Origin of the sequence: Pararhizobium antarcticum (genome assembly GCF_001885585.1) — a bacterium.
Lineage (GTDB): Bacteria > Pseudomonadota > Alphaproteobacteria > Rhizobiales > Rhizobiaceae > Pararhizobium > Pararhizobium antarcticum.
In genome coordinates this window covers 63,518-90,045 of sequence record NZ_LSRP01000002.1, presented here as the reverse complement: position 1 = coordinate 90,045, position 26,528 = coordinate 63,518, and the positions used below count along the sequence as shown (strand labels likewise).

Here is a 26,528-nt window from a genome sequence, read left to right as displayed (position 1 = left end):
AATTGCGTAAAATTGTAGATATCGATTTAAGCGCGCCGAAAACTGTCTCGGCTAGTGTCTGGGTATCGGAGAACGAAACCGGTCCTTCGGGTTTCGCTGCATGACGCTTCCCCGTGTGCCGGAATGAATCCGGCGATCAAACTCGACGGTCCGGACAGGGGCAAACGAGCGGGAACAAAGGGACAGAGACATGAAAACGCTTTTCCTCGGCATCATCGCCGCCATCACATTCACCGTCGGCATGATCGCACCATCCCAGGCCATGAGCATCAGTTCGGCGACGCGTTCCATCGCGACTGCCATGCCGATCCAGACTGCGAAATTCAGCGATCGTGCAAAGATTTCCCGGCAGATTTTCTGCCTGCAACTGAGCACGGAATGCCGCAGCGGCGGCAAAAGCGTTGTTGCCTACACGAACAAGCTGCGCACTGTGCTGACATCCGTCAACCGCAACATCAACCGCGTCATGCCGGCGATCCGCGCACATCGTGAATTCCTTTCGTTCAACCCGCTGCCGGGTCCGAGCGAGGATTACGCGATGATGAAGCGCACCCGACTGATCAAGGCCGGTCTGCCGGCCAGCGCTCTGCGGCTCGCCAGCGTGACACGGCCGAGTGGTCGGCGCCATACGGTCCTGATCGTGGCCACCTCAAACGGCGACTTCGTGCTCGATAGCCGCAAGCAAACTGTCATGAAGCGTCACGCCAGCGACGACAGCTTTGCCTCGCTCACCGAAGTGCGTTTTTTCGACTGAGCCAAGGCACCCCAGTTTACCTGACGACCTCAACTGTCCCGACTTGCCGCAGGAAGCGATTCCTGCGGCCTTTTCGTTGCGGTCGGTGCGAAGTTGGAAACTGTCGATCAGTCGCGCTTTTCACCGCCCAGACAGGCGCCAAAGCGGCATTCTGCCGGCCGCCCTGCCGACCGCCGACGAACCGTCACGTCGACGGCAGATAGGCCTCGACCAGTTCGGTCCAGAAGGCTGCCCCCACAGGCAGGAGATCATCGTTGAAATTGTAGCCCGGATGGTGAAGCGGCTTTTCGGTCCCCGATACGCTGGTGCCCAGGAAAAAATAGGTGCCTGGCCGCTCCTGCAGCATATAGGCGAAATCTTCGCTGCCCATGAAAGGGCGTTCGAGATCGACCACCTTGCCTGCGCCCGCGAAGCGCACGGCGAGGTCGCGGACAAAATCGGTCTCGGCGGTATGATTGATCGTGGCATCATAGGAACGCTCGTAGCGAACCGTTGCGGTCATGCCGAAACTTTCGGCCTGGTGACGCGCAACCATCGTGATGCGGCGTTCGAGTTCGTCGCGCACCTTCGGATCGAAAGAGCGGATGCCGATGACGATCTCGGCCCGCTCGGGAATGATGTTGCTGGCCGACCCGCCATGGAAAGAACCGACCGTAATGACACTCGGGTCCATCGGATGGATGTTGCGCGAGACGATGCTCTGCAGCGCCATGACGATCGAAGCGCCGCAGACAATCGGATCCGCCGTGTCCTGCGGTTCAGCGCCGTGGCCACCGCGACCGTTGACTGTGATGCGGGCCTCGTCGACCGCCGCCATGATAGGGCCGTCGCGCAGCGCGAACTGGCCGAAGGGCAGATTGGGTTCGTTGTGCAGGGCAAAGACGGCGTCGCAGGGAAACCGCTCGAACAGTCCCTCCTCCATCATGATCCTGGCGCCGCCGAAATTCTCCTCGGCCGGCTGGAAGATCAGATGCACCGTGCCGTCGAAATTGCGACGCTCGGCAATGGCACGGGCTGCGCCAAGCAGCATCGTCGTGTGACCATCATGACCGCAGGCGTGCATCAGGCCCGGCGTCTTCGAGGCATAGTCGAGACCGGTCTCCTCGAGGATCGGCAGAGCATCCATGTCAGCCCGGATGCCGATGGCGCGACCGCCCGTGCCATTCTTCAGGGTCGCCACCAGGCCGGTCTTTGCAAGCCCGCGGGTGACTTGATAACCCAGCGCTTCGAGGTGGCCGGCGACCACATCCGATGTTCTGACCTCCTCCAGGCCAAGCTCCGGATGGGCGTGCAGGTCGCGGCGGATGGCGACCAGATCGGGCATGGCGTTGGTCAGCGAAAGAGCAATGGTCATGTCAGGCACCACGTGTCGGTATGCGATTCTCGAAATATTTGAAGGCGATGACCAGCAGCCCCGTCAGGCCCATATAGATGAGCGCCAGCAGCAGCAGCGGCTCATAGGTCAGGAAGGTTTCCTGTCGAACCCGTGAAATCACCGCGTAAAGATCGACAACCGTGATGGTCGCGACCAACGGTGTCGATTTCAGCTGCAGCACGGTCTCGCCGTTCAGCGTCGGCAACGCCCGGTGCAGGGCCCGCGGCAGCCAGATGCGCCGGAACAGTGTCCAGCGGCTCATGCCATAGGCGCGGCCGGCCTCGAGTTCGCCGGCCGGTACGCCGGCAAAGGCGCCACGCATGACCTCGCCTTCATAGGCCGCAAAGGAAATCGTCAGTGCCGCGACGCCATAGGGCCAGGATTCACGCAGATATGGCCAGAGAAACGACTGGCGGATGGCGGGAAACTGCGGGAACAGCGAACCGAGGCCATAATACAGAAGCCAGAGCTGCAACAGAAGCGGCGTGCCGCGAATGATGGTGCAGAACCAGCTTGCGGCCCATTTCAGCGGCCGTGGACCGGTGACCTGCACCAGCCCGAGTGGCACGGCGAAGAGAAAACCGAGAGCGGCCGTGCTGAACAGCATGGCGAGGGTGACGAGCATGCCGCTTCCAAGCCTCGGGAGATAGCGCGGCAACCAGTCCCAGCGCATGAACCAGGCAATGCAGAACACAAGGGTCGCAAACAGCAGCATCAGGAAGATCCGGTGCGGCTTGAAGAAGCTGCTGGCCTTCGGCAGGTCCTGCGGCGACAGCGCCATGGCGTGGGTCGTGGTCTCCGTCATGACTGCTCCACGAAGCCGCGCCGCGAACGGCGCTCGATCATCTTGATGAACACGTTGGAAACAAGCGTCAGCGCCAGATAGAGCGCACCGGCGGCCAGGAAGAACAGCAGGTAGGATTTCGTAGTGCCGGCGGCCTGCCGGGTGACGAGGGTGAGTTCGGAAAAGCCGACGACGGCGAGAAGCGCGGTGTCCTTGGTTGCGATCAGCCAGAGATTGGACAGGCCGGGAATAGCGTAGGGCAGCATGGCGGGAAGCGTTACCCGGGTCATCACCTTGGTCGGCGACATGCCATAGGCCCGCGCCGCTTCGATCTGACCGGCCGGCACCGCCTTGATCGCGCCGCGCAGCACCTCGGTCGAATAGGCACCCTGGACAACGCCGATGACGAAGATGCCGGCGACCAGACCACTGATATCGATCGTGCCGAAACCGACCAGAATCAGCAACTGGTTGATGGCGTCGGTGCCCGCATAATAGAGCAGGAGGATCAGCACGAGTTCCGGAACGGCGCGGACAATGGTGGTGTAGCACTCCATCAGGTCGCGCAGGATCGGGCCGCCATAGAGCTTGCCGAACGCGCCGCCGATGCCGAGCAAAAGCCCCAGCGAATAACCGCCGAGGGCAATCTGCAGCGAATTGGCGAAGCCGCGCAGCAAGGCGCCGCCCCAGCCCGGGGGCGATAGGGCAAGCAGGCTCCAGTTGACGAGCGAACCCGGATCAGCGGCCATGTAACCTGAACCCTGTTGGAGAAAGGCCGGCGGTCGCCCGCCGGCCGTCATGTGGGATAGAAGAAGGATCAGCCGCCGTAGACGTCGAAGTCGAAATACTTCTTCGAGAAGGTTTCATAGGTGCCGTTCTCGCGGATCGCCTTGATGGCGGCGTTGATCTTGCCCTTCAGCTCCGTGTCTTCCTTGCGGATGCCAACACCGACGCCAGCGCCGAGGATAGCCGGGTCGTCGACAACGTTGCCCTTCTTGTCGCAGCAGGCAGCGCCCTGCTCGCTCTTCAGGAAGGCGTCGAGCGTGATCGAATCAGCCTGGACCGCATCGAGGCGCCCGGCAGCCAGATCGTTGTTGGCTTCGTCCTGCGTCTGATATTCCTTCAGGGTGGCGCCGGCCGCGACGAAATACTTGTTGGCGTAATCCTGGTGGATGGTCGAGACCTGCACGCCGATCGTCTTGCCGGCGAGACCTTCCGGGGTCGCCTCGAACGCCACATCCTTCGGGCCGATGACGGCGGTCGGGGTGTTGTAGTATTTATCGGAGAAATCGATCGTCTTCATGCGCTCGGGCGTGATCGACATCGATCCAATGATGACGTCGATCTTCTTCGTTGTCAGGGCCGGAATAATGCCATCCCAGGCGACCGGCGTGATCACGCAGTCGAGCTTGGCCTCGGCGCAGATCGCCTTCTGGAATTCGACTTCCCAGCCTTCCCAGTTGCCCGAGGCATCCGGCGAGGTGAAGGGCGGATAGGGTTCTGCGGCAAAACCGACCTTGATTTCCTGGGCGGCGACCGAGGCTGTGCCGGCAAGGCCGACGGCGAGCGCGACGGAAAGGATCTTGAGCGTGTTCTTCATGGCTGTTCCCTTTTTGGTGTGTTGAACATTGAAACGTCAGTGGATCGAGCTGATGAACCTCTTCAGCCGCTCCGATTTCGGTGCGCCGAAAATGGCATCCGGCGGCCCCTGTTCCTCGATGAGACCATCAGCGAGGAAAACGATGTGATTGGCGACTTCGCGTGCGAATTTCATCTCGTGGGTGACCAGAATCATCGTGCGCTTTTCCTTGGCAAGGTCGCCGATGACGTTCAGCACCTCACCGACAAGTTCGGGGTCGAGCGCCGATGTCGGCTCGTCGAACAGCATGACCAGAGGCTGGATGGCGAGCGCCCGGGCGATGGCCGCACGCTGCTGCTGGCCGCCGGAGAGAAAGGCCGGATAGGCATCGCGCTTCTCGTAGAGACCGACACGACGCAGCAGCGCCTCGGCCGTCTCGATCGCCTCGGCCTTCGACTTGCCAAGCACATGGATTGGCACTTCGGTGACATTCTGCAGGATGGTCATGTGCTGCCAGAGATTGAAACTCTGGAAAACCATGCCGAGCTGGGTGCGCAGCCGTTGCACCTGGCGGCGATCGGCCGGCAGCTGGCCGCCATGACCGTCTTTCTTCATGGCAATCGTCTCGCCGTGAATGGTGACGGTACCGGCAGTCGGCAGCTCGAGCATGTTGATGCAGCGCAGGAAGGTGGATTTGCCGGAGCCGCTGCCGCCGATGATGGCGATCACGTCTCCCTTTTTCGCCGTCAGCGAAACGCCCTTCAGCACCTCCAGCGGCCCGAAACGTTTGTGCAGGTCACTGACCGCAATCGCCTGGGCGCTGTCCGTCATGAATTGTCTGCCCGCGTCAGGCAGTGAGCCGGTCTTGAACACATGAAAACAGTTCCCCTGGTTTCGTCGTGCGGCATTTTTGCCTGTCACGCTGTTTCATGGGCTCATCGTTGCACTTGTGCAGAAATTATTCAAGCGTATAATAAGCGGAATGCTGCTTATTTTGGCAGCCCCTTCACATGATCAAAATTCCTACAGGAGCAGACGATGACCGCTTATGGTTCGCAGGAAATGTCGGCCAATCTGACTCGCGTGCTGATGCGCCGGCCGGGAGCGAGCCTGACATCGGCAGACCATGCCAAGTGGCATTATGGCCCGACGTTCGATGGCGAGAAGGCCGTCCGGCAATATCAGGTCTTTGCGTCGCTGGTCGAAAAATCCGGTGCGGAAATCCTCTGGCTGGAAGACAATGGCGATGGTCTTGCAGATGCGATGTTTACCCATGACCCCTCGCTGATGACCGATCACGGCGCCGTCATCCTCAATATGGGCAAGCCGTTGCGGGTTCCCGAGCCCGCCTTGCACGAGGCAGCCTACAAGAAGGCGGGCATTCCGATCCTGGGCCGAATCACCTCCCCGGGCACGGTCGAAGGTGGCGACTGCATCTGGCTCGATGCCGAGACGCTGGTCGTCGGCCGCGGCGTGCGCACCAATGAGGAAGGCATCACCCAGCTGGCCGAACTTTTGCAGCCGCATGGCATCACGGTTCTCAGCTACGACCTGCCGCTGTGGCACGGCGAAGACGCCTGCCTCCATCTGATGTCGGTCATGAGCCCGCTGTCGAGCGGTCTGGCGCTGGTGTTTGCGCCGCTCTTGCCGGCGGCATTCTACCAGCTGCTGAAAGAGTGGGGCGTGGCCATGGTCGAGGCGCCGGCCGACGAGTTCCATGCCAGCAACGGGCTGAGCCTCAATGTCCTGCCGGTGCGACCGAACGAAGTCATCATGGTTTCGGGGTTTCCGAAGACCAAGGCCGCCATGGAAGCTGCCGGCTGCACGGTGACGACGTTCGACGCCGATGCCCTGTGCATCGCCTGCGAAGGCGGGCCAACCTGCCTGACGCGGCCGGTGCTGCGGCGGGCTCCATGAACCGCCGCGCCTTTCATCGGGCGCCGGAGGGCGAGCGTCGCCAGGACCTGATCGAGGCCACGCTCGACTGCATCGCCGAATTCGGCCTGAAAGGCGCGACACTTCGCCAGATCGCCATCCGCGCCGGCGTGACCGCCGGCCTGGTGCGCCATTATTTCGATTCGAAGGACCAGATGGTCGCGGAGGCCTACCGCACCGTCATCGCTTCCCTGACCGAGAAGGCCGAAGCCATTGAGGGCAACCCCGAAACGCGGCTGCGCGATTTCATCGTCATCAACCTGACGGAACCGGTGGCCAACAGCCGCAGCCTGTCGCTCTGGGCCGCGTTCATCAGCCAGGTCCGCGTCGACCCGACGCTGGCTGCGATCCACCGGGAAGGCTATCTCGGCTTCCGCAATGCGCTGGAAACACTGATTTCGGACTTTCTGGTGGCGAACGGTCGAGCGCCTGATGGCGACGCGTGCCGGCGTCACGCCATCGCGATCAACGGCCTAATGGACGGGCTCTGGCTGGAAGGGTGTCTGGCCGGCGATCTTTTCCGCGAATCCGAACTGGTCAGCATCGCTTTGACCTCGATCGAGGCGATGCTCGGCCTGCCGCTCGTGCCGCCCCATGCCCGGACCGGCAACAGCAATTGAGAACAGGAGAAAAAGCCGCCATGCGTTATGCTTCGATCACCGACCGCCTGGCCGATCTCGGATCGGGAAAATGGGCCCTGCACATTCGTGCCCGCCAGATGAAGGCCGACGGTGCCGACATCATCGAGCTGACGATCGGCGAACCAGACCTGCCGCCCGATCCCTCGCTGATCGCCGAATGCCAGCGCTCGATGAATGCCGGGCGCTACCGCTATTCCAACGGCCGTGGCGAAACGCCTGTGGTCGAGGCGCTGACGGCAAAATATGCGCGGCGCCGCCCCGGCGTCACGGCGGAAAACGTCCTGTGTTTTCCCGGCACGCAGACGGCCCTGTTCGCCGTCATGCTTGGACTGGTCGAGGCCGGCGACGGCGTTCTGACAGGCGATCCGCTTTACGCGACCTATGAAGGCGTCATCCAGTCGACAGGCGCCCATCGCGTCACCGTGCCGCTGCGCCCCGAGCACGGCTTCCACATGCAGGCTGCCGATCTGGAAAAGGCGATCACGCCGGACTGCCGCGTCCTGCTTTTGAATACGCCGCACAACCCGACCGGCGCCGTTCTGACGGCAGACGAGATCGCCGCCATCGGCGCGGTCTGCCGCAAGCACGATCTCTGGATCGTCAGCGACGAAGTCTATGAGGAGCTGGTGTTTGCAGGGACATTCGCCTCACCCTTCGACAATCCAGACCTTGCGGACCGCACCATTGTCGTCTCGTCGATCTCCAAATCACATGCCGCTCCGGGCTTTCGCAGCGGCTGGGCGATCGGGCCTGCCGAATTTGCCACGCGCCTGCTGCCGGTCTCGGAAACCATGCTGTTCGGCGTGCAACCCTTCATCGCCGACATGACCGCCTATGCGCTCACCCATCCGGTCGAGACGTCAGCGCTGATGCGGACATCCTACGCGGCCCGCTCGAAACGGATCGCCACAGCCCTCGAAGGTGTGCCCGGCATTGTGCCCCTGCCGCCGGAAGCGGGCATGTTCATCCTGCTTGACGTTGCCGGCACCGGGCTTTCCGGCGAAGCCTTCGCCTGGATGCTTCTGGAAAAGGAAGGCGTGGCGGTGATGCCCGGCGCGTCCTTCGGGGAAGAAGCCCTTTCCTTCGTGCGGATGAGCCTGACCGTGCCGGAGGCCGCGATCGACGAGGCCTGCCGCCGCATCCGGGCGCTGGCAACGCGTCTGTCTGCACCGCTTGCCCCACCTTTGGCCCCACAACTGGAGCGCCGCGCATGAGCGATGTGATGAAAACCGTCGGCGAAGTTCTGGTCAATCTTCTCGAGGCCAATGGCGTCGAGGTCGTTTTCGGTATTCCCGGCGTGCATACGGTCGAGCTCTATAGGGGCCTTGCCGCCTCGCCGATCCGGCACGTCACGCCCCGCCACGAACAGGGCGCCGGCTTCATGGCGGACGGTTATGCCCGTGTCAGCGGCAAGCCCGGCGTGGCCCTGGTGATCACCGGACCAGGCCTCACCAACACGATCACCGCCATGGCGCAGGCACGGCAGGATTCGATCCCGATGCTGGTCATTTCCGGGGTCAACCGGCGGGACTCGCTCGGCCATGGCCGCGGCATGCTGCATGAACTGCCGGACCAGCACGGCATGATCAAGACGCTGGCGCTCTATTCGCAGACCCTGCTCAATCCCGGGGATCTTGCCTCCGTCGTCGAACGGGCCTTTTCAGTGCTCACCTCCGGTCGGCCGGGGCCCGTGCATATCGAGATCCCGACCGACGTCATGACCGCGCGCATTCCAGCGCCGGTCCTGCGGAAGGCCTCTGTGACACGACCGCGCGCCGATGCGGAGACGATGCAGAAGGCAGCGATCCTGTGCGCGGCGGCCTCACGGCCTGTGATCATCTGCGGTGGTGGCGCGATCACTGCCGAAGCAGAGATCCTCGACCTTGCGGAACGCATCGATGCGCCTGTTGTCATGACAGTCAATGCCCGCGGCATGCTGGCCGGCCATCCGCTGCGTGTGCCGGCAAGCCCGAGCCTGAAGGCGGTGCGGGCGCTGCTTTCGGATTCGGACCTGGTCATCGCGCTTGGCACCGAAATGGGTCAGACCGACTATGACATGTATGCTGACGGCGGATTTCCGATCCTGGGCAATCTCATCCGCACGGATATCGATGCCGCGCAGCTTGCCCGCGGGCCGCATGCAGCACTCTCCATCCTCTCCGGCACCAAAGCGGCAACGGCCGGCATTCTCGCTTTCCTCACAGCGTCTTCCGCAAGCAACGGCAAGGGTCGCGCGGAGGCTGCGCGCAAGGCTGTTCTCAAGGACCTGTCGCCCAAAATCCGGCTGGAAATCGGCGTCATCGACGCGATCTACAAGGCCTTGCCCGAGAGCATCATCGTCGGCGATTCGACACAGGCGGTCTATGCCGGCAACCTCTATTGCGATGCGCCACGGGCAAAATCCTGGTTCAACTCGGCGACCGGTTTCGGCGCCCTGGGCTATGCCCCGCCGGCGGCGATCGGCGCGGCGGTGGCGGATCCGACGAAGCCGGTGGTCTGCCTCGTCGGCGATGGCGGCATCCAGTTTTCGCTGGCCGAGATCGGTTCGGCGGTCGATGCAGCCGCCACGGTGATCTTCCTAGTCTGGAACAATGACGGCTATCAGGAAATCGAATCCTACATGGTCGAAGCCGGCGTCACCCCGGAGGGCGTCAAGCCATCGGCGCCGGACTTCCTCCTCGCCGCGCAGGCCTATGGCGTTCCCGCCGTCCGACTTTCGCGTATCGAAGAGCTGGGTGCAGCGCTGGCGATTGCCGGCAAACGCGGCGGTCCTTCGCTCATCGAGATCCACCAGACAGGCACGACCGGCGTGACGGCATGAGCATTGCAGCCGCTGGCCGGCCCTCTGTTAAAGGCAAGCTGCCAGTGGTAAAGTTTGACTTTGAAGCCTCTTGGTGATTTTTAGGCCCGATTGCGGACGGAATCGGTGAAAACTCGTCGCGAAACGTTTTCGTGGAAACGACAACAACCGACGGAAAGGGCGATGTCCGGATGGACCTGAACGGCAACAGCTTGAAGAACGGACAGGCAGGACGGCATTTTGCCGTGCTGTGGATCCTGTTTGCGGCCCTTGCCATGCAGTTTGTCCTGTCCGCACAGGCTTTTTCGGCCTGGAGTTCCGCAACCCGGAATGCAGGCAGTTTTTCAGTCCCGGAAGGGGCTCCGTCAGATCAGACGCTCTCCCGGCAAGCCATGCGCTCCGCACCCGTCGCCGACCTCAGGTTTGCGGCCGACCGACCCGACGGCAAGCCGTTTCCCGGCGGCACGGGACCCTTCGTCCTGCCGGTGGCTGCATACACTCTGCCTGTCCTTCATGCCCATCCGGTCGTGACACCGTTTGGGCTGTCTGTTCAGGCGAATGCGGTCGGGCATCATACCCGTGTCCGTGCGCCTCCCGCCGTTTCGGCCTGACACGCATTCCTGCGCCTTGCGCACCCAATCCCTGACGTTTTCTCCCCCTCGTCCCGCCAAAATGGCGGATGCGGGTAAAAATGGAACCTTATCATGCGCACTCCGAAATGGGCCATCCTGGCCTATGTGGCGATTACCCTGTTCGGGATTCTCGCCGCTCTTCCCAACATTCTCAGCCAGGCGCAGCAACAGCAGTTCGCCTCCTATCTGCCGGTCGGCCCGGTCACGCTCGGTCTCGATCTGAAGGGCGGCTCGCATCTCGTCCTCGAAGTCGATGCCGCCGGACTGCGCCAGGCGCGGCTCAACACACTGCTTGACGACGCGCGCGGCGCGCTTCGGGCGGAGCGCATTCCGGCCTCCTCGGCCCGCATCAATGGCGACGCCGTGGTGATGACCATCGCTGACGAGGCCAACCGGACCAAGGTTCTGCCGAAGATCCAGGAACTCGCGGTTCCGACCGGCACGCTGGGCTTCGGAACAACCAGCTCCGACATCGAAGTGACCACGAACAATGATACGATCACGGTGCGGTTGACCGAAGCCGGCCTGACGGAGCGCATGACCGCTGCCGTCGACCAGAGCCTCGAGATCATCCGTCGTCGCGTCGACCAGGTCGGCGTCGCCGAACCGCTGATCCAGCGCGTCGGTTCGGACCGCATTCTCGTGCAGTTGCCGGGTCTGCAGGATCCGACCCGTCTGCGTCAGTTGCTCGGCTCGACCGCGCAGATGAGCTTTCACATGCTCGACCAGAGCGTCGACCCGAATGGCGTCGCGCCACGCGGCGTCGATATTCTGCCGGGCGCCAATGACGGCGCCAAATATGCCGTCGAAAACCGGGTGGCGATTGCCGGGGATCGGCTGGCGGATGCCAAAGCCGGCTTCAACCAGCAGACGAACGAGCCGATCGTCTCGTTCACCTTCGATACGCAGGGCGCGCGCCAGTTCGCTGAAATCACCCGCGACAATGTCGGCCGCCCCTTTGCCATCGTTCTCGACGGCAAGGTCCTGACAGCACCGGTTATCCGCGAACCGATCGTTGGCGGACAGGGCCAGATTTCCGGCAATTTCACGGCGCAGGAAGCAACCATACTATCCGCGCTGCTGCGCTCGGGTGCGCTTCCGGCTCCGCTGACGATCATCGAAGAACGCTCGGTCGGCCCGAACCTAGGGTCGGATTCGATCCGCATGGGTATCTATACCGGTCTCGCAGGCTTCGTTCTCGTCGTTTCGCTGATGGTCATTCTCTATGGCGCCTGGGGCATGATCGCCAATATCGGTCTCTTGCTGCACACCATCCTGACCATCGGCGTGCTCGGCATGCTCGGATCGACACTGACCCTGCCCGGCATCGCCGGCATCATCCTCGGCATCGGCATGGCGGTTGACGCCAATATTCTGATCAACGCCCGTATTCGAGAGGAAACCGCTGCGGGCGCCGGCGCCATGAAAGCGCTCGACGTCGGCTTCAACAAAGCCTACGCGACCATCATCGACAGCAACGTCACGGCCCTCACGGGTACCGTTCTGCTCTTCATGTTCGGCACGGGCCCGGTCCGCGGGTTTGCTATCACGATGATGATCGGCATCATCATCTCCATGTTCACCTCGATTACCGTTGTGCGCCTGATGATGCAGCAGTTCGTCATCCGCCGGAAAATGAAGAAGCTGGACATTCCGTGGCTCTTCGGACCGGTCCGTCACTTGCCGTCCTTCTCCTTCATGCGTGGCAGGTTCATTGCCATCGGCATGTCGGCTTTCCTGTCGATCAGTTCGATCATTCTGTTCTTCACGCCGGGGCTGAACTACGGCATCGATTTTGTCGGCGGCATCCAGGTCGAGGCAACCTCGAACGTCGAACTCGACCTCGGCAAGCTGCGCAGCGAACTGGAAGGCCTGAATATCGGCGAAGTTGCCCTGCAGGAGTTCGGCCAGAACAGGTCGGTCCTGATCCGCGTCCAGCGCCAGCCGGGCGGAGAGCAGGAACAGACGCTTGCGCTCAACCAGATCAGGGAAAGCGTCACTGCCGTCATTCCCGATGTGAGCTTCGAGCGGACGGAGGTCGTCGGCCCGACGATCAGCGCGGAACTGGCACGTTCCGGCTTTCTGGCCGTCGCCCTCGCCATGCTCGCCATCCTGTTCTACATCTGGTGGCGGTTCGAATGGCACTTCGCCGTGGGTGCAATCGCGGTTCTGCTGCTCGACATTACCAAGACGATCGGCTTCTTTGCGCTGACCGGCATCGACTTCAACCTGACAGCGATCGCTGCCGTTTTGACGATGATCGGCTATTCCGTGAACGACAAGGTCGTGGTCTACGACCGCATGCGTGAAAACCTGCGCAAGTACAAGTCGATGCCGTTTTCCGACCTGATCGATATGTCGATCAACCAGGTTCTCGCCCGTTGTATCTTCACCTCGATGGCAACGGCCCTGTCTCTGGTCCCAATGGCGATCTGGGGCGGCGACGCGGTGAAGAGCTTTGCCTGGCCGATGATCTTCGGCGTTATCGTCGCAACCACATCGTCGATCTATATCGGCGGCCCGATCCTGCTGGTCCTCAGCCGCTGGTGGCAGGCCCGCGAGGCTGCCCGCGCACCCGTGCCGGGTGAAATCAGCAAGGCCTGATTCCACCGACACCACCGTCAATATTGATGAAGGCAGCCTGCGGGCTGCCTTTTTCATTGGAGGGGATCATCTCCCTGTCATCAATGTCTGGCATGATGATCTTCAGCACTGAAAACGCCCGATCAACGAAGAAAATAAATTCTCGATTATCGATTTTAGTTGACAAAAATAGTATAATATTCTACTGAAGACCCGTGGAACGATAACGGTTCCAATCGTTGAAGTGAACCGCCGCGATCAACGCGCGTGGTACAGCCAAAGGAGAGTGCCATGACCGCCACCATTCGCATCACCACGCTCCAAGGCTGGAATGCTCTTTGTCGTGCACCGGTGAAAGCCAGATCCATTTGCTCCTTCTGCCGAATGTGATCGCCCTCCAAACCTTTTCCCACTGCACGATTTCAAAGATCCGCGTTTCGCGCGGCAGGAGCATGAGTCATGAACAAGCAGGTTATCGAATATGAAGGTGAAGCGGTCGGCGTCGTCGTCCCGGACGAACACGGCTTGAGGTTTGTTGCCGTCAAATACAACGTCTGGGATCTTGATGCCCAGAGGTTCCGCTCTGCTGACGAGGCACGCGCAGCGATCCGGAGGCTTTTTGCGACGCAGCTTGCACCGGCGGCGGCAGTCCCAGAGCGAGCCGTGGCCTGAACTTTCGACGGATCTTTTCAACCCCTTATCCGCATGGCCACACGATCCAGTTCGATTGCGCCGCAATCTGCCGTGATGGCACGAGTGTCTGGAGAATTTTCACCAAATCTGTATATTTGCCATGATTACAAATATAACGTGCGGGTTAAGGCCTGAAGAATCGACTGCAATGCAAGATTCGGGCTGCCTCTGCGGGAAAATCAAACTGCCATGCTGACGAAAAAGGGAAAATACGGACTGAAGGCTCTGGTCGATCTGGCTGCATTGGCGCCCGGTGAAACCGCCTTCATCAACGAGATCGCCAGCCGCAACAATATTCCGAAGAAATTTCTCGATACGATCCTGCTGGAACTGCGCAATTCCGGCATCTTACGCTCGAAGAAGGGCCCTGGCGGAGGATACTCCCTGTCGCGTCCGGCAGCGGACATCCGGATTGGCCATGTGGTGCGGACACTGGATGGCCCGCTTGCCCCGATCCGCTGCGCGAGCCGCACTGCGTACGAAATCTGCGACGATTGCAATGATCCGGAAACCTGCGAAGTGCGGCGATCGATGACGACAGTCAGGGACGCGATTGCAGACATCCTGGACACAATGACGCTTGAGGATTTCGTTCGCAGCGCGCGGATCCCGCGGATGTCAGAGGGCGAGATGGTGGAAAATCTGGCCGGCTAGGCTCAGCTTGCCCGTCCAGTGACGGTCTCGGGATCAGCGCATCTTGTGCGGTTTTCACCAGACTGTCACATCACTGATGCAATTGTTGATCATAGAGATTATGTTACGGCATTGGTCGGGCGCATATGGTCGTCTGTATGAATTGATCTGTGATCGCCGGCCTGCAGTGCTGGTCATCCGGATCCGGAGTGATGTGAATATGGGTCTCAGGCAAGTGGCAAACGGTACGGCGACGGAAGCCGGAGTGATCGATTCGATCAGCCGGACGATGGCGAAGGCAGTGGATGGCATCAGTGCGCTGGCTGCCCGGTTTTCATCCGACCAGAACTTCTGCATGAGCCTCGTCAAGGCTGTCGAATTGATCGCCAACAGCGGCGGGCGCGTTGTCGTTTCCGGTGTCGGCAAGAGCGGTCATATCGGCCGCAAGATCGCCGCCACCATGGCCTCCACCGGGACATCTGCCTATTTCGTGCATCCGACGGAAGCCAGCCATGGCGATCTCGGCATGATCACCTCCGATGATCTGCTCATTCTTCTGTCCTGGTCGGGAGAAACAGCCGAACTCGCCAACATGCTGACCTATGCCAAGCGCTTCAACGTCCCGGTCATTTCCGTGACCTCGAATGCGGAAAGCCTGCTGGCCCGCAATTCTGCGGTAGCGATCGCGCTGCCGAAGGTTGTTGAAGCCTGCCCACATGGTCTGGCACCGACCACGTCGGCCATGCTGCAACTTGCCGTTGGCGATGCGCTGGCGATTGCCCTGCTTGAACGACGCGGCTTTTCGGCCGAGGATTTCAAGACCTTCCATCCCGGCGGCAAACTCGGATCGCAATTGCTGCTGGTCAGTGAACTTGCCCATTCCGGCGAGGCCATTCCCCTGCTGCCAATCGGCACTGCGATGAGCGATGCGGTCATCCACATGTCCACCAAAGGCTTCGGTGTTCTGGGAATCGTCGATGGAAACGGCCTGCTCGCCGGCGTCATTACGGATGGCGACCTGCGCCGTCACATGTCGCAGAACCTGCTTCTGGAAACGGTCGAAACCGTCATGTCGCACAATCCGCGCGTGGTGAAGAGCACGATCCTTGCCAGCGCTGCCATGGAATTCATGCAGGCACAGAAGGTCACCGTGCTATTTCTCGTCGACGCGCAAGGTGCGCCGACCGGCATTCTGCATATCCATGACCTGCTGAGGGCGGGCGTCGCTTGACGCAAGGCATGCCCGGCGAACCTGAGCGTTTTGTCTCGTCAACGGCGCGGTTTCATGAACACGCCTAGCGATCTTTCCCGGACAAGCACCGCGCAGATGCCCGTCAGACGCATCAGGACATTCGCCTTCCATATATCCGTCTGGAAACAGAAGGTTTTCTGTCTGTATTTTCCCGATCGGGATTTCGTGTTCCCGCGGATGTACATGGGCGCTGACGAGTTTGCCAGCCAATGGGCCGCCCGGATCATTGCGGAGCGCGATGCCGAAGTGTTCGTGTGGAGCAAGCGGGCGCCGCCGGGCCTGGTCGATCTTGCCAGGAAACACCGCATTCCACTCTATTTCATAGAAGACGGGTTCATCCGCTCCGTCAAGGCGAATGCCAGCCGGACACCACCCTTGTCGCTCACCCTCGACCAGGGCACGGCCTATTTCGACAGCAATGCACCTTCCGACCTGGAAAACCTGCTGAAGACGCATGATTTCGACGGCGACCCGGCGCTTATGGAGCGCGCCCGGGCGGGCATTCGCTTCATGCTCGAACGCGGCGTCAGCAAATACAACAGTGATGTCAAGTCTGACATGAACGCCCTCTACGGCCGCAAGATGCGAAAACGCGTTCTTGTCATCGGCCAGGTCGAGGATGACGCTTCGATCCAGTACGGCTGCGCGAGGCCTGTCACCAACAATGACCTGGTTGTGTTGGCAGCAACCGAGAACCCCGGCGCAGACATTCTCTACAAACCGCATCCGGATATCTTGAACAGGGTGCGGCTTGCACAGTCCGACCCGCAGGACGTGCGTCATCTCTGTGGCATCCTCAGTGCGCCGCTTTCCATGGCGCAAGCCTTCGAGACCATCGATCATGTCTATACGATCACATCGCTTGCCGGCTTCGAAGCCCTGATGCGCGGCATCAAGGTCACGGCTTTCGGCTGCCCGTTCTACGCTGGATGGGGTTTGACCGACGATCGCCAGCCCAATCCGCGCAGGGGCCGAACCCTGTCCATCGAGGAATTGTTCGCCGGTACATTCCTTCTCTATCCTCACTATTTCGATCCCGATACCGGCTCGGCTGCGACGTTCGAAACGACGGTCCAGAGCATTTCCAACCATTTTGCCAGAAGTGCGACCAACGAAGACGATGACATACAAAAGCGCGATGGACTGCGAGCCGGGCCGCTCTGGCGCGCCTACGGCCCTTACGGGCTGCTTGGCTGGCGCCATCTGTTGACCCCGCTGATCTCCGGCATCATCGGCAAGGTCAGCGGGCAATATGACGTCCAGATCTACCGCGAGGATCCGATCACCTTTTTCCGCGAAGTCCCTGATGCAAAGCTTCGCTTGCTCGGCCGTATTCTTTATCCCTTCAGTGGTTAGGAAACGGCATTCTTTTTATGGCGCTCACGGCACTGTTGGTTGGCTGGCCCTGGAAGAACCCACCGTTTTTTAGAATGGTCTTATCTCATCCGTCTCCGCATGCGTGATTTCCTCACGGCCCTGCCATGCATCCGATGGATGCGGCCGCTCGCCGTCAAGTTGGAATGGGGACGAGAGAACGTCCTGTCGATCAAGGGGCGCTTCAACGGCACGCTGCGCGTCAAAGGCAACAATAACCGCATCCAGATTCCAGCATCGACGAGCTTCAGAGGCCACATCTTTGTTCAGGGCAACAATGTCACCGTGACCATCGGTGAGCACTGCCGCCTAGCCGCAGACATTGTCGTCAAGGGTTCGAACCAGACCGTCACGATTGGCGAGGGAACAACCTTTGCCTCGGTCTACCTTCTTTGCATCGAAGCCAGTCACATCCGCATCGGACGCTGGTGCATGTTTTCCCGCGAGATCGAAGTCCGCACCAGCGATGCCCATTCGCTGCTGGACCGCAAGACCGGCAAACGCCTCAATCCGGCGGCCTCGGTCACCATCGGCGATCACGTCTGGGTGGGCGTCGGCTCGATCATTAACAAGGGCACGACGATCGCCGACGATTGCGTCGTCGGGGCCAAGTCGTTCGTTAACAAACCGTTTGCGGAAAGCGGCAGCCTCATTGCCGGCGTGCCGGCGAAGGTCATCAAAAAAGGCGTAACCTGGCACCGGGGCCGCAAGCGGAAATTCTCGCCAGCCGAAATGGACGTCTGGCGATTGCCGCCAAACGATCTCTGAACTGGAAATTTTCGGGTAAAATCCGGCACGCGTGCTGGCAGATCGTCGCGGTAGGATACGCTGAACGCAATCGTGGCGCCGATCGGAAAACCGGCGCCACGATGAATTGGATCAGGCAGCAGCCGAAGCGCTGTCGGCCGTCGGAACTTCGGCGATCGTCTTCAGAACCTGCGAAGCGATCTGGTAGGGGTCACCCTGGCTGTTCGGGCGACGATCTTCGAGATAGCCCTTGTAGCCGTTGTTGACGAACGAGTGCGGCACGCGGATCGAGGCGCCACGGTCGGCAACGCCGTAGGAGAACTTGTTCCACGGAGCGGTTTCGTGCTTGCCGGTCAGGCGCTTGTCGTTATCAGGGCCGTAGACATCGATGTGGTCCATCAGGTTCTTCTCGAAGGCTGCCATCAGGGCTTCGAAATACTCCTTGCCGCCGACTTCGCGCATGTACTTCGTCGAGAAGTTGCAATGCATGCCGGAACCGTTCCAGTCGGTGTCGCCGAGCGGCTTGCAGTGGTATTCGATGTCGATGCCATATTTTTCCGTCAGGCGCTCGAGCAGGTAGCGGGCCATCCAGATTTCGTCGGCAGCTCTCTTGGAGCCCTTGCCGAAGACCTGGAATTCCCACTGGCCCTTGGCCACTTCGGCATTGATGCCTTCGTGGTTGATGCCGGCAGCGAGGCACAGGTCCAGATGCTCTTCGACGATTTCGCGCGCCACGTCGCCGACATTCTTGAAGCCGACGCCGGTGTAGTACGGACCCTGCGGACCGGGGAAGCCATTTTCCGGGAAGCCGAGCGGGCGGCCGTCCTGGTAGAAGAAGTATTCCTGTTCGAAGCCGAACCACGTGCCTTCGTCATCGAGAATGGTCGCACGCTTGTTGGTCGCATGCGGCGTGACACCGTCCGGCATCATGACTTCGCACATGACCAGCGCGCCATTTGTGCGGGCCGGGTCAGGATAGATGGCGACCGGCTTCAGCACGCAGTCGGACGAGCGGCCTTCGGCCTGCATCGTCGACGAACCGTCAAAGCCCCACAGCGGCAGCTGTTCAAGCGTCGGGAAGGTTTCGAATTCCTTGATCTGTGTCTTACCGCGGAGATTCGGTACCGGTGTGTAACCATCGAGCCAGATGTACTCGAGCTTGTATTTCGTCATTTCAAACCTCTCATGGGTTGATGATGCGCGGCACCAGGAACCTGAACCGTGCCCCGCCGCCAACGGCTGACCAGGAACATGCACGGCGCGTGCCAGTTTGTGCGCGGGGTTGCGTTCCCACGCAGATTCGTCATTTGCGACCCTTCGCAACACTGCACAGTTCTTGGACGCGAACTGACCCCGTGGTTACAGCGCGCAGGGCGAAACAACTGGCACAATTGAACATTTTGCGACGATCTGGTGCATTTTTCGGAGATTTTTGGACCGATCCTCTCCGGGAAATCCTCTTCGTGCGCAAATTTTGCACAGAACGCGCGACATTTTGCCTTTTCGTGCAGACGCACAAAATTTGTTTGGAAAAACGATGCTTTGTCCCCATGCCTAAAAAATAGCCTATTTTTTAGGCGAAGTGATTTTTTTTTAATCAGACACGCGCATTTCCTGCGCAGACGTGTTATATTCAGAGAATTCGATCCACGAGGGTTCGCAAAGCAGAAAGAGTTCAGACATGGCTGTGATTTCCATGGGCAATTCCGCCCAGATCTTCGAATTCCCCATCGGTGGCCGCAATTTCGGTCGCCGCCGCTTCGAGCAGGCCGGCACGATTGCCGAGTTCAAGCCGAAGCCGGTCATGGTTGTCGACTACAGCAACTGGTACCATGACGAGGCGATGCGCGAAGACCAGAAGCCGAAATCGTAATCCGGCGCAAAACGCCCGCTTACTCTCTCGCCTATGCGTTCTGCGAGTACCAGCCAGCTAGCACTGTCCTGTCTGACTGGAAGCCTCAACCGCCCCTGATGGAGCCGCGCCAGACGAGTTCGGCGTGCAACCGTCGCGATGAGTGCGACTGCCGCACCGCAGGATCCATCTCGTCCGCAAGCCAGGACACCGCTTCAAGCGCGATTGCCTCTACCGGCTGGGAAAATGTCGTGAGATCATAGGACGACCACGACGCCTGCTGGATATCGTCGAAGCCGGCCACACAGAGATCCTCCGGCACCGACAGGGAAAACTGGTGACGCGCCGCATCCAGCAATCCACAGGCCAAAAGATCCGTAGCGCAGAACACGGCATCCGGCCGGAGCGACCGCGTCAACAGCTTCTGCGCCAAAATCTTGCCGCTCTCATAGGTCGTCCCCCCGAACCGCTCGACGATGACATCAAGGCCATGGGCCCTGGCCGCATCCACGAAGCCGTCCTCGCGGGCCATCAGGCTGGGCGTGCGCGCATCCGAATTGGCAAAGGCCAGCCGCTCGCACCCGGCTCGAACGAAAGCCGTCAGCACCCGGCCTGCGGCCTCCCGATCGTCGAGGTTGATTTTCAGGGTTCCTTCCTGATCGTCATTGCGATTGATGAGCACCAGCCGCTGTCCGCTTTTCAGGCAGAGATCCGCAATCGACTTGTCCGGCAGGCCGGACAGAATAATCGATGCGTCGGCGCGGTAACGAATGGCCTGACGCAGCGCCAGATCGACACTGCCGTCGGAGCGGTCGGTGTTCACAAGCATGGCGATCTTGCCGGTATTCTGCAGCTGCTGCGTCAGCGCCTTGATCAGGCTAGAGCGATAGGGCGTCGCCATGTCGGAGACGATCAGGCAGACGATGCCGCTTTCATTGCGCATCAAGCCGCGCGCCAGTTGGTTGACGTGGTAGCCCAGCGCTTCGGCAGCCTCCACCACCTTGCGGCGCGTTTCCGGCGCGACGCTCGCGCCGGGCGTGAAGGTGCGTGATACGGCGGAGCGCGACACGCCGGCCCGCTCGGCCACCTCCAGCGCACTCACATAGATCTTGCCCTGAGCCATACCGTCGTCCCGTTGATTGTTGCACGGAGTTTGCACAAGAATGCAATGCTGTGCAATGCACCATCTGTAAAAAGCTGCACCCTCCAATCTTATCAAATATGACAATTCGAGCACCCGATGTATTGACAGCCGTGTTTTGTTTGTGAGAGTTTTGCACACGCTTGCAAGGCGGGCGGCGTGGAGGCGCCGCATTCAAACGGGAGGACTATCCATGCGTTCAGCACTCATTGCAGCCACGGCCATTGCCACGGGGTTGACGATCACCAGCACGCCCGCCAAGGCGGTGGGCAATCTCAACCTGATCTGCTCGGCCGACGTTGTCATCTGCGAACAGATGAAGGAAAGCTTCGAGAAGGAAAATGACATCAAGGTCAACATGGTGCGCCTGTCTTCCGGCGAGACCTATGCCAAGATCCGGGCCGAGGCCCGCAATCCGAAGACCGATCTCTGGTGGGCCGGCACAGGAGATCCCCATCTGCAGGCTGCCGCCGAGGATCTGACGCTCGAATACAAGTCACCGATGCTCGACCAGTTGCAGGATTGGGCCCAGAAGCAGGCGGAAAGCGCCGGATACAAGACCGTCGGCGTCTATGCCGGCGCACTCGGCTGGGGCTACAACACTGACATCTTCACCGCCAAGGGCTTCAAGGAGCCGAAGTGCTGGGCGGATCTGCTGGATCCTGCGCTGAAGGGCGAGATCCAGATTGCCAATCCGAATTCGTCCGGCACCGCCTATACGGCGCTCGCCTCGCTGGTCCAGATCATGGGCGAAGAACCGGCTTTCGACTATCTCAAAAAGCTGAATGCGAACGTCTCGCAATACACCAAATCCGGCTCTGCACCGGTCAAGGCTGCGGCCCGCGGCGAAACGGCACTCGGTATCGTCTTCATGCATGACGCCGTGGCGCAGACCGTCGAAGGCTTCCCCGTCAAGTCGGTCGCGCCCTGCGAAGGCACCGGCTATGAAATCGGTTCGATGTCCATCATCAAGGGCGCCAAGAACCTCGACAATGCCAAGGCCTGGTACGACTGGGCGCTGAAGCCCGAGGTGCAGTCGCGCATGAAGGATGCAAAGTCCTTCCAGCTTCCGTCCAACAAGACCGCCGAAGTGCCGAAGGAAGCGCCACGGTTCGAGGATATCAAGCTGATCGACTACGACTTCAAGACCTATGGCGACCCTGCCAAGCGCAAGCAACTGCTGGAGCGCTGGGATCGCGAAATCAGCGCCAGCGCCAACTAGGCACGGCTCTCGGCCGACGGCAGGTCCCCTGCCGCGTCCGCAGCCTCTCCGGGGACCGCATCGCATTCTTCAATGATGGAGATGCGGTCTCCGGCCAATATTCCAATCCAAATTTTTTGACGTCATGAAAAGGCGCGGGGCTCGTTATGGACAATCGTAACCGCAGACTGGATATCGTGCTGGGCCTGGCCATTGCCGCCTTTCTCGTCGTCCCCTGGTATCGCATCGAAGGCGGATTTCTCGGCTTTGGCTGGCTGGGCGGATTTCCCTCGGATGCGGCCGGTGCGCCGGGTATCCTTCAGATGCTGTCGCATGGCCGCTGGTGGCTGATCGCAGCGCTGGCGCTTCTGGGCCTTGCTTTGGCGGCCCGCTTCGTCGGCGATCCCATGCGCCGTGGCGGGCTTCTTGCCCTTGCCGGCGGGCTCGGCATGCTCATGCTGTCACTCCAGGGGCTGGCGATCGGCTTTTCGGGCTGGAGCTGGACGATCAGCGAAACGCTGTTCGGCGCACTTGCGGATGGCCAGCCGGCCATGGGAGCAGGCGCCGTGCTTGCGGGCCTGTGTTTTGCCCTCATCTTTTCCTTCGGCCTTGCCGAACGCGGCGTGATGAAGGGTGACGCCTTCGTCGTATCCGCCATCTCGCTTCTGGTTTTCCTCGTCGCGATCTTCGTCTTCTATCCGGTCGTCAGCATGCTCGTCGGCGCCTTCCAGGATTTCGACGGCTCGTTCAATCCCGACGGTTTCACCCGCAACATCCAGGACAATTCGATCTGGAGCCTGGGCTGCGTGATTGGCACTGAGCGCTGCGGCGTTGCCTGGCGCACGCTGTGGCTCGCCCTGATGACGGCCAGCGGCTCGACACTGCTCGGGCTCGCCTTCGCCCTGGTTGCCACCCGCACGCGGTTTCCCTTCAAGAAGGGGCTGCGATTGCTGACCGTACTACCGATCATCACGCCGCCCTTTGTCATCGGCCTGGCGCTCACCCTGCTCTTCGGCCGTGCCGGCGTCGTCACGGAGGGGCTTTCCGATCTGTTCGGCATCGAGCCCGGCCGCTGGCTCTATGGACTGACCGGCATCTGGATCGCCCAGGTCCTGTCGTTCACGCCGATCTCCTTCCTCGTGCTGATCGGCGTCGTCGAAGGCGTCAGTCCGTCGATGGAAGAGGCCTCGCAGACCCTGCGGGCCGACCGCTGGCGGACCTTCTGGCGGGTCTCGCTGCCGCTGATGAAGCCCGGCCTTGCCAATGCCTTCCTCATCGGTTTCATCGAAAGCATGGCGGATTTCGGCAATCCGCTGGTGCTCGGCGGCAGTCATGGCGTGCTCTCGACGGAAATCTTCTTTGCCGTCGTCGGTTCGCAGAACGATCCGTCCCGGGCCGCCGTGCTCGCCATCATCCTGCTCAGCTTCACGCTCACCGCATTCCTTGCGCAACGGTACTGGCTGTCGGGCAAGAATTTCGCGACCGTCACCGGCAAGGGTGACAGCGGCTCGCATATCGCATTGCCGAAGCCGCTGTCGATCGGCGTGCATCTTATCGTCATCCCGTGGATGATCTTCACCGTTGTCGTCTATGGCATGATCCTGGTCGGTGGTTTCGTGAAGACCTGGGGGCTCGACAATTCGCTGACAACAGAACATTACAGCCGCGCCTTCTCGATCGAAATCCGCGACGGGGCCATCGCCTGGACCGGCGTTGCCTGGAACTCCTTCTGGACGACGATGGAGATCGCGCTGATTTCCGCGCCGCTGACAGCCATTGTCGGGCTTCTGACCGCCTATCTCATCGTCCGGCAGAAATTCGCCGGCCGCGAACTCTTTGAATTCGCGCTGATGATGAGCTTTGCCATTCCGGGAACGGTGATCGGCATCAGCTACATCATGGCCTTCAATCTGCCGCCGCTGGAAATGACCGGCACGGCGCTGATCCTGATCGCCTGCTTCGTCTTCCGCAACATGCCGGTGGGCGTGCGCGGCGGCGTGGCGGCCATGAGCCAGCTCGACAAGAGCCTTGATGAAGCTTCTCTGACGCTGCGCGCCACCAGTTTCCGGACGATCCGCAAGGTGATCCTGCCCCTGTTGCGCCCGGCGATCACCGCGGCCCTCGTCTATTCCTTCGTGCGGGCGATCACCTCGATCAGCGCGGTCATCTTCCTGGTCAGCGCCGAATACAACATGGCCACCTCCTACATTGTCGGCCTTGTCGAAAATGGCGAATACGGCGTGGCGATCGCCTATTCCTCGATGCTGATCGTGGTGATGATCGTCGTCATCGCAGGCTTCCAGCTTCTGGTTGGCGAACGTCGCCTGCGCCGCGAAAACCGTGTTGCCGGCATCACCACGCCGTCCCCTTCCCTTCCTGTTCACCCTTCGTCTTCCCACCAGGAGAAAACCGCATGAGCGCTCTCACGTCCGGTTCGGTGGTCTTCCAGAATCTGCGCAAGACCTTCGGTGCCTTTACCGCCATCCATGACCTGTCGCTGACCATCGAGCCGGGCACGCTGGTGACGCTTCTGGGACCGTCCGGTTGCGGCAAGACCACGACGCTGCGCATGCTCGCCGGTCTCGAGCATCCGACATCCGGCCGCATCCTCATCGGTGGCAAGGACGTCACCATGCTGCCGGCCAACGAGCGCGACGTCTCCATGGTGTTCCAGTCCTATGCGCTGTTTCCGCATATGACCTCGCTCGACAACGTCGCCTATGGGCTGGAATCGTCCGGCTTGAAAAAGAAGGAAGCGCGCGAGCGGGCCGAGGAGGGGCTGAAGCTAGTCGGCCTCGGCGGTTTCGGACAGCGCCTGCCGGCCGAGCTTTCCGGCGGACAGCAGCAGCGCGTCGCCGTTGCCCGGGCGCTGGTGCTCGAACCGCAGGTGCTGCTGCTGGACGAGCCGTTGTCCAATCTGGATGCCCGGCTGCGCCGCCGCGTGCGCACCGAAATCCGCGAACTGCAGCAGCGTCTCGGCTTCACCGCGGTCTATGTCACGCATGACCAGGATGAAGCGTTGGCCGTATCCGATCGTATCATTGTCATGAAAGACGGGCATATCGCACAGGAAGGCACGCCGCGCGATCTCTACGAGGCGCCGGCCTCCGCCTTCATCGCCGATTTCATGGGCGAGGCGAATGTCGTTGCCTGCGAGGTCATCTCCGTCGATGGCGAGGACGCCACCATCCGGATCGGCGCGCTGGAACATCGTGTTCCCAGCCGCAATGCCAGGAAGGGCCCGGCGAAACTCGCTGTGCGACCCAATTCGATTACGCTGGAACCGGCAGCGGAAGCCGCCTTTTCCGGGACCATCACGCATACCGCCTATCTGGGCGACCATGTCGAATACGAGGTGGAAACCGCAAACGGCCCGCTTTTTGTTGTAGACCCGGCGGTCGAGAGGCCGCTCGCCGCGAATACTTCCGTTTCCATCGGCTTCAAGGGTCGCGGCATCGCGATTATAAACGACTGATCGGCGACATTGCCGCAGCCCGCATTTTTTGAAAGAAGGACCATCGTCATGACCTCGCTGACACCCGATCTCGGCGCCCGTTTCACGCTGGCGCAGGACATCGTGCGCGCCGCCGGCGCCTTGGCACTCGACTATTTCGAGAACCGCGAGACGCTGGTGATCGAGACCAAACGCGATCTTCAGGATGTCGTGTCGATCGCCGATCGCAATGTCGAGACGATGATCCGCGATCGCGTTGCCGAACACTTTCCCGAAGACGGTTTTCTCGGTGAGGAATACGGGCTTGTCGACGGTACGTCGGGATATACCTGGGTCGTCGACCCGATCGACGGCACCAGCCCCTTCGTCAACGGCATGCCGAACTGGTGCGTGTCGATCGCCGTCCTGCACGATAGCGAACCGGTCATCGGCGTCATCTCGGCGCCCTGTCACGACGAGCTCTACCTGAGTGCCAAAGGCCAGGGCGCAACCCTGAACGGCAAGGTCCTGTCGCTTGATCCGTCCCGCACGATCCGCAATGCCGTCACCGGCCTTGGCGCCAACAACCATGTCACGCCGGCCTTCGTCGGCAAGATGGTGGAAAACCTGCTTGAGGCCGGTGGCAATTTTATCCGCAACGGCTCGGGTGCGCTGATGCTGGCCTATGTCGCGGCTGGCCGGCTGGTCGGCTACTACGAGCCCTACATGCACGCCTGGGATTGCCTGGCCGGCTATTGCCTGATCACGGAAGCCGGCGGCTGGGTCCTGCCGTTTCCCGTCGAGGGGGGAGCCCTGACAAAAGGTGCACCGGTGCTTGCCGCATCCCCCGGCGCGATCAAGGACCTGAAAAAGATCGCAGGTCTTCCCGCCGACGCGTGATGATCGCGACATCCGCGCGATCGCGACGCGGATGCAAAGCCTCGCTCAAGTTTGAGGCGCTATCTCTGGGCTCACACATCAGCAGGCAATGGCTTCCGAAGGGAGACAGGACCGCACCCTCCTCCCGGGCAGAAGTTAACTTGCCTGCTGATGTGACCACCCGACAGCCTCGCGCAACGGCAGATCGCCGATCTCAACGGCGCGACAGTTCAGAGGCAA

25 protein-coding genes are annotated in these 26,528 nt (G+C 61.0%); 17 read left to right on the top strand and 8 right to left on the bottom strand.

Features of this window, described 5'->3' with window-relative positions:
- The first annotated feature begins 190 nt into the window (after positions 1-190).
- The gene (locus AX760_RS01700) at positions 191-754 is read left to right on the top strand and encodes a transglutaminase-like cysteine peptidase (protein ID WP_071831112.1); all 564 of its coding nucleotides are present in this window, start codon (positions 191-193) and stop codon (positions 752-754) included.
- 184 nt (positions 755-938) lie between these two features.
- On the opposite strand, the gene AX760_RS01695 is transcribed toward AX760_RS01700, so the two are convergent.
- The 5 genes from AX760_RS01695 to AX760_RS01675 all read right to left on the bottom strand — a co-directional run bounded on the left by AX760_RS01695 (position 939) and on the right by AX760_RS01675 (position 5,323).
- The gene (locus tag AX760_RS01695) at positions 939-2,108 is read right to left on the bottom strand and encodes a M20 aminoacylase family protein (protein WP_071831111.1); all 1,170 of its coding nucleotides are present in this window, start codon (positions 2,106-2,108) and stop codon (positions 939-941) included.
- Position 2,109: 1 nt separating this feature from the next.
- A complete protein-coding gene (locus AX760_RS01690) occupies positions 2,110-2,934 on the bottom strand; it encodes an ABC transporter permease (RefSeq protein ID WP_071831110.1) in 825 nt (274 codons plus the stop codon).
- Positions 2,931-3,662, bottom strand: a complete 732-nt coding sequence (locus AX760_RS01685; RefSeq protein ID WP_071831144.1) for an ABC transporter permease — start codon at positions 3,660-3,662, stop codon at positions 2,931-2,933. Before AX760_RS01685 ends, AX760_RS01690 begins: the two co-directional genes overlap by 4 nt.
- A gap of 68 nt (positions 3,663-3,730) precedes the next feature.
- The gene (locus AX760_RS01680; RefSeq protein WP_071831109.1) at positions 3,731-4,513 is read right to left on the bottom strand and encodes a transporter substrate-binding domain-containing protein; all 783 of its coding nucleotides are present in this window, start codon (positions 4,511-4,513) and stop codon (positions 3,731-3,733) included.
- A 36-nt stretch (positions 4,514-4,549) separates the two neighbouring features.
- Positions 4,550-5,323: an ABC transporter ATP-binding protein gene (locus AX760_RS01675; RefSeq protein ID WP_071831108.1), complete on the bottom strand. Its 774-nt coding sequence runs from the start codon at positions 5,321-5,323 to the stop codon at positions 4,550-4,552.
- A gap of 207 nt (positions 5,324-5,530) precedes the next feature.
- Between AX760_RS01675 and AX760_RS01670 the strand changes: the two genes are divergently transcribed.
- The 6 genes from AX760_RS01670 (at position 5,531) to secD (ending at position 13,104) form a co-directional block, all read left to right on the top strand.
- Positions 5,531-6,409, top strand: a complete 879-nt coding sequence (locus AX760_RS01670) for a dimethylarginine dimethylaminohydrolase family protein (protein WP_071831107.1) — start codon at positions 5,531-5,533, stop codon at positions 6,407-6,409.
- On the top strand, positions 6,406-7,047 hold the full coding sequence (locus tag AX760_RS01665) for a TetR/AcrR family transcriptional regulator (RefSeq protein WP_071831106.1): 642 nt from the start codon (positions 6,406-6,408) through the stop codon (positions 7,045-7,047). Before AX760_RS01670 ends, AX760_RS01665 begins: the two co-directional genes overlap by 4 nt.
- Positions 7,048-7,067: 20 nt before the next feature.
- Positions 7,068-8,282, top strand: a complete 1,215-nt coding sequence (locus AX760_RS01660; RefSeq protein ID WP_071831105.1) for a pyridoxal phosphate-dependent aminotransferase — start codon at positions 7,068-7,070, stop codon at positions 8,280-8,282.
- On the top strand, positions 8,279-9,889 hold the full coding sequence (locus tag AX760_RS01655; protein ID WP_071831104.1) for a 5-guanidino-2-oxopentanoate decarboxylase: 1,611 nt from the start codon (positions 8,279-8,281) through the stop codon (positions 9,887-9,889). Before AX760_RS01660 ends, AX760_RS01655 begins: the two co-directional genes overlap by 4 nt.
- A 131-nt stretch (positions 9,890-10,020) precedes the next feature.
- Positions 10,021-10,479 (top strand): hypothetical protein, encoded by a 459-nt coding sequence (locus AX760_RS01650; RefSeq protein WP_071831103.1) that lies wholly within the window; start codon positions 10,021-10,023, stop codon positions 10,477-10,479.
- A gap of 93 nt (positions 10,480-10,572) precedes the next feature.
- A complete protein-coding gene (gene secD / locus AX760_RS01645) occupies positions 10,573-13,104 on the top strand; it encodes a protein translocase subunit SecD (protein ID WP_071831102.1) in 2,532 nt (843 codons plus the stop codon).
- Here the strand turns inward: secD and AX760_RS27900 are convergent.
- On the bottom strand, positions 13,091-13,213 hold the full coding sequence (locus AX760_RS27900) for a hypothetical protein (RefSeq protein WP_280950744.1): 123 nt from the start codon (positions 13,211-13,213) through the stop codon (positions 13,091-13,093). The two genes, secD and AX760_RS27900, sit on opposite strands and share 14 nt — an antisense overlap.
- Before the next feature lie 329 nt (positions 13,214-13,542).
- On the opposite strand from AX760_RS27900, the gene AX760_RS01640 reads away from it, so the two are divergent.
- From AX760_RS01640 to AX760_RS01620, 5 genes are all read left to right on the top strand, one after another.
- Positions 13,543-13,755: a hypothetical protein gene (locus tag AX760_RS01640; RefSeq protein WP_071831101.1), complete on the top strand. Its 213-nt coding sequence runs from the start codon at positions 13,543-13,545 to the stop codon at positions 13,753-13,755.
- A 210-nt stretch (positions 13,756-13,965) separates the two neighbouring features.
- Positions 13,966-14,430, top strand: a complete 465-nt coding sequence (locus tag AX760_RS01635) for an RrF2 family transcriptional regulator (RefSeq protein WP_071831100.1) — start codon at positions 13,966-13,968, stop codon at positions 14,428-14,430.
- A 199-nt stretch (positions 14,431-14,629) separates the two neighbouring features.
- On the top strand, positions 14,630-15,640 hold the full coding sequence (locus tag AX760_RS01630; protein ID WP_071831099.1) for a KpsF/GutQ family sugar-phosphate isomerase: 1,011 nt from the start codon (positions 14,630-14,632) through the stop codon (positions 15,638-15,640).
- Between the two features lie 21 nt (positions 15,641-15,661).
- A complete protein-coding gene (locus tag AX760_RS01625; protein WP_425348804.1) occupies positions 15,662-17,017 on the top strand; it encodes a capsular polysaccharide export protein, LipB/KpsS family in 1,356 nt (451 codons plus the stop codon).
- Positions 17,018-17,155: 138 nt separating this feature from the next.
- Positions 17,156-17,803, top strand: a complete 648-nt coding sequence (locus tag AX760_RS01620) for an acyltransferase (RefSeq protein WP_071831097.1) — start codon at positions 17,156-17,158, stop codon at positions 17,801-17,803.
- Positions 17,804-17,914: 111 nt separating this feature from the next.
- Here the strand turns inward: AX760_RS01620 and AX760_RS01615 are convergent, their stop codons facing one another.
- Positions 17,915-18,955 (bottom strand): glutamine synthetase beta-grasp domain-containing protein, encoded by a 1,041-nt coding sequence (locus tag AX760_RS01615; protein WP_071831096.1) that lies wholly within the window; start codon positions 18,953-18,955, stop codon positions 17,915-17,917.
- Between the two features lie 508 nt (positions 18,956-19,463).
- Between AX760_RS01615 and AX760_RS01610 the strand changes: the two genes are divergently transcribed.
- Positions 19,464-19,655 carry a DUF2735 domain-containing protein gene (locus tag AX760_RS01610; protein WP_071831095.1) on the top strand — a complete coding sequence of 64 codons (192 nt, stop codon included), beginning with the start codon at positions 19,464-19,466 and terminating at the stop codon, positions 19,653-19,655.
- Between the two features lie 85 nt (positions 19,656-19,740).
- On the opposite strand, the gene AX760_RS01605 is transcribed toward AX760_RS01610, so the two are convergent.
- Positions 19,741-20,757, bottom strand: coding sequence for a LacI family DNA-binding transcriptional regulator (locus AX760_RS01605; RefSeq protein WP_071831094.1), 1,017 nt, complete (start codon positions 20,755-20,757; stop codon positions 19,741-19,743).
- A gap of 211 nt (positions 20,758-20,968) precedes the next feature.
- On the opposite strand from AX760_RS01605, the gene AX760_RS01600 reads away from it, so the two are divergent.
- The 4 genes from AX760_RS01600 to AX760_RS01585 all read left to right on the top strand — a co-directional run bounded on the left by AX760_RS01600 (position 20,969) and on the right by AX760_RS01585 (position 26,309).
- Positions 20,969-21,997, top strand: a complete 1,029-nt coding sequence (locus AX760_RS01600; RefSeq protein WP_071831093.1) for an ABC transporter substrate-binding protein — start codon at positions 20,969-20,971, stop codon at positions 21,995-21,997.
- Between the two features lie 146 nt (positions 21,998-22,143).
- The gene (locus tag AX760_RS01595; protein WP_071831092.1) at positions 22,144-24,393 is read left to right on the top strand and encodes an ABC transporter permease; all 2,250 of its coding nucleotides are present in this window, start codon (positions 22,144-22,146) and stop codon (positions 24,391-24,393) included.
- Complete coding sequence (locus AX760_RS01590) at positions 24,390-25,451, top strand: ABC transporter ATP-binding protein (RefSeq protein ID WP_071831091.1); 1,062 nt, start codon at positions 24,390-24,392, stop codon at positions 25,449-25,451. The genes AX760_RS01595 and AX760_RS01590 overlap by 4 nt, the downstream gene beginning before the upstream one ends.
- Before the next feature lie 48 nt (positions 25,452-25,499).
- Positions 25,500-26,309, top strand: coding sequence for an inositol monophosphatase family protein (locus AX760_RS01585; RefSeq protein ID WP_071831090.1), 810 nt, complete (start codon positions 25,500-25,502; stop codon positions 26,307-26,309).
- The last annotated feature ends 219 nt before the right edge of the window (positions 26,310-26,528 follow it).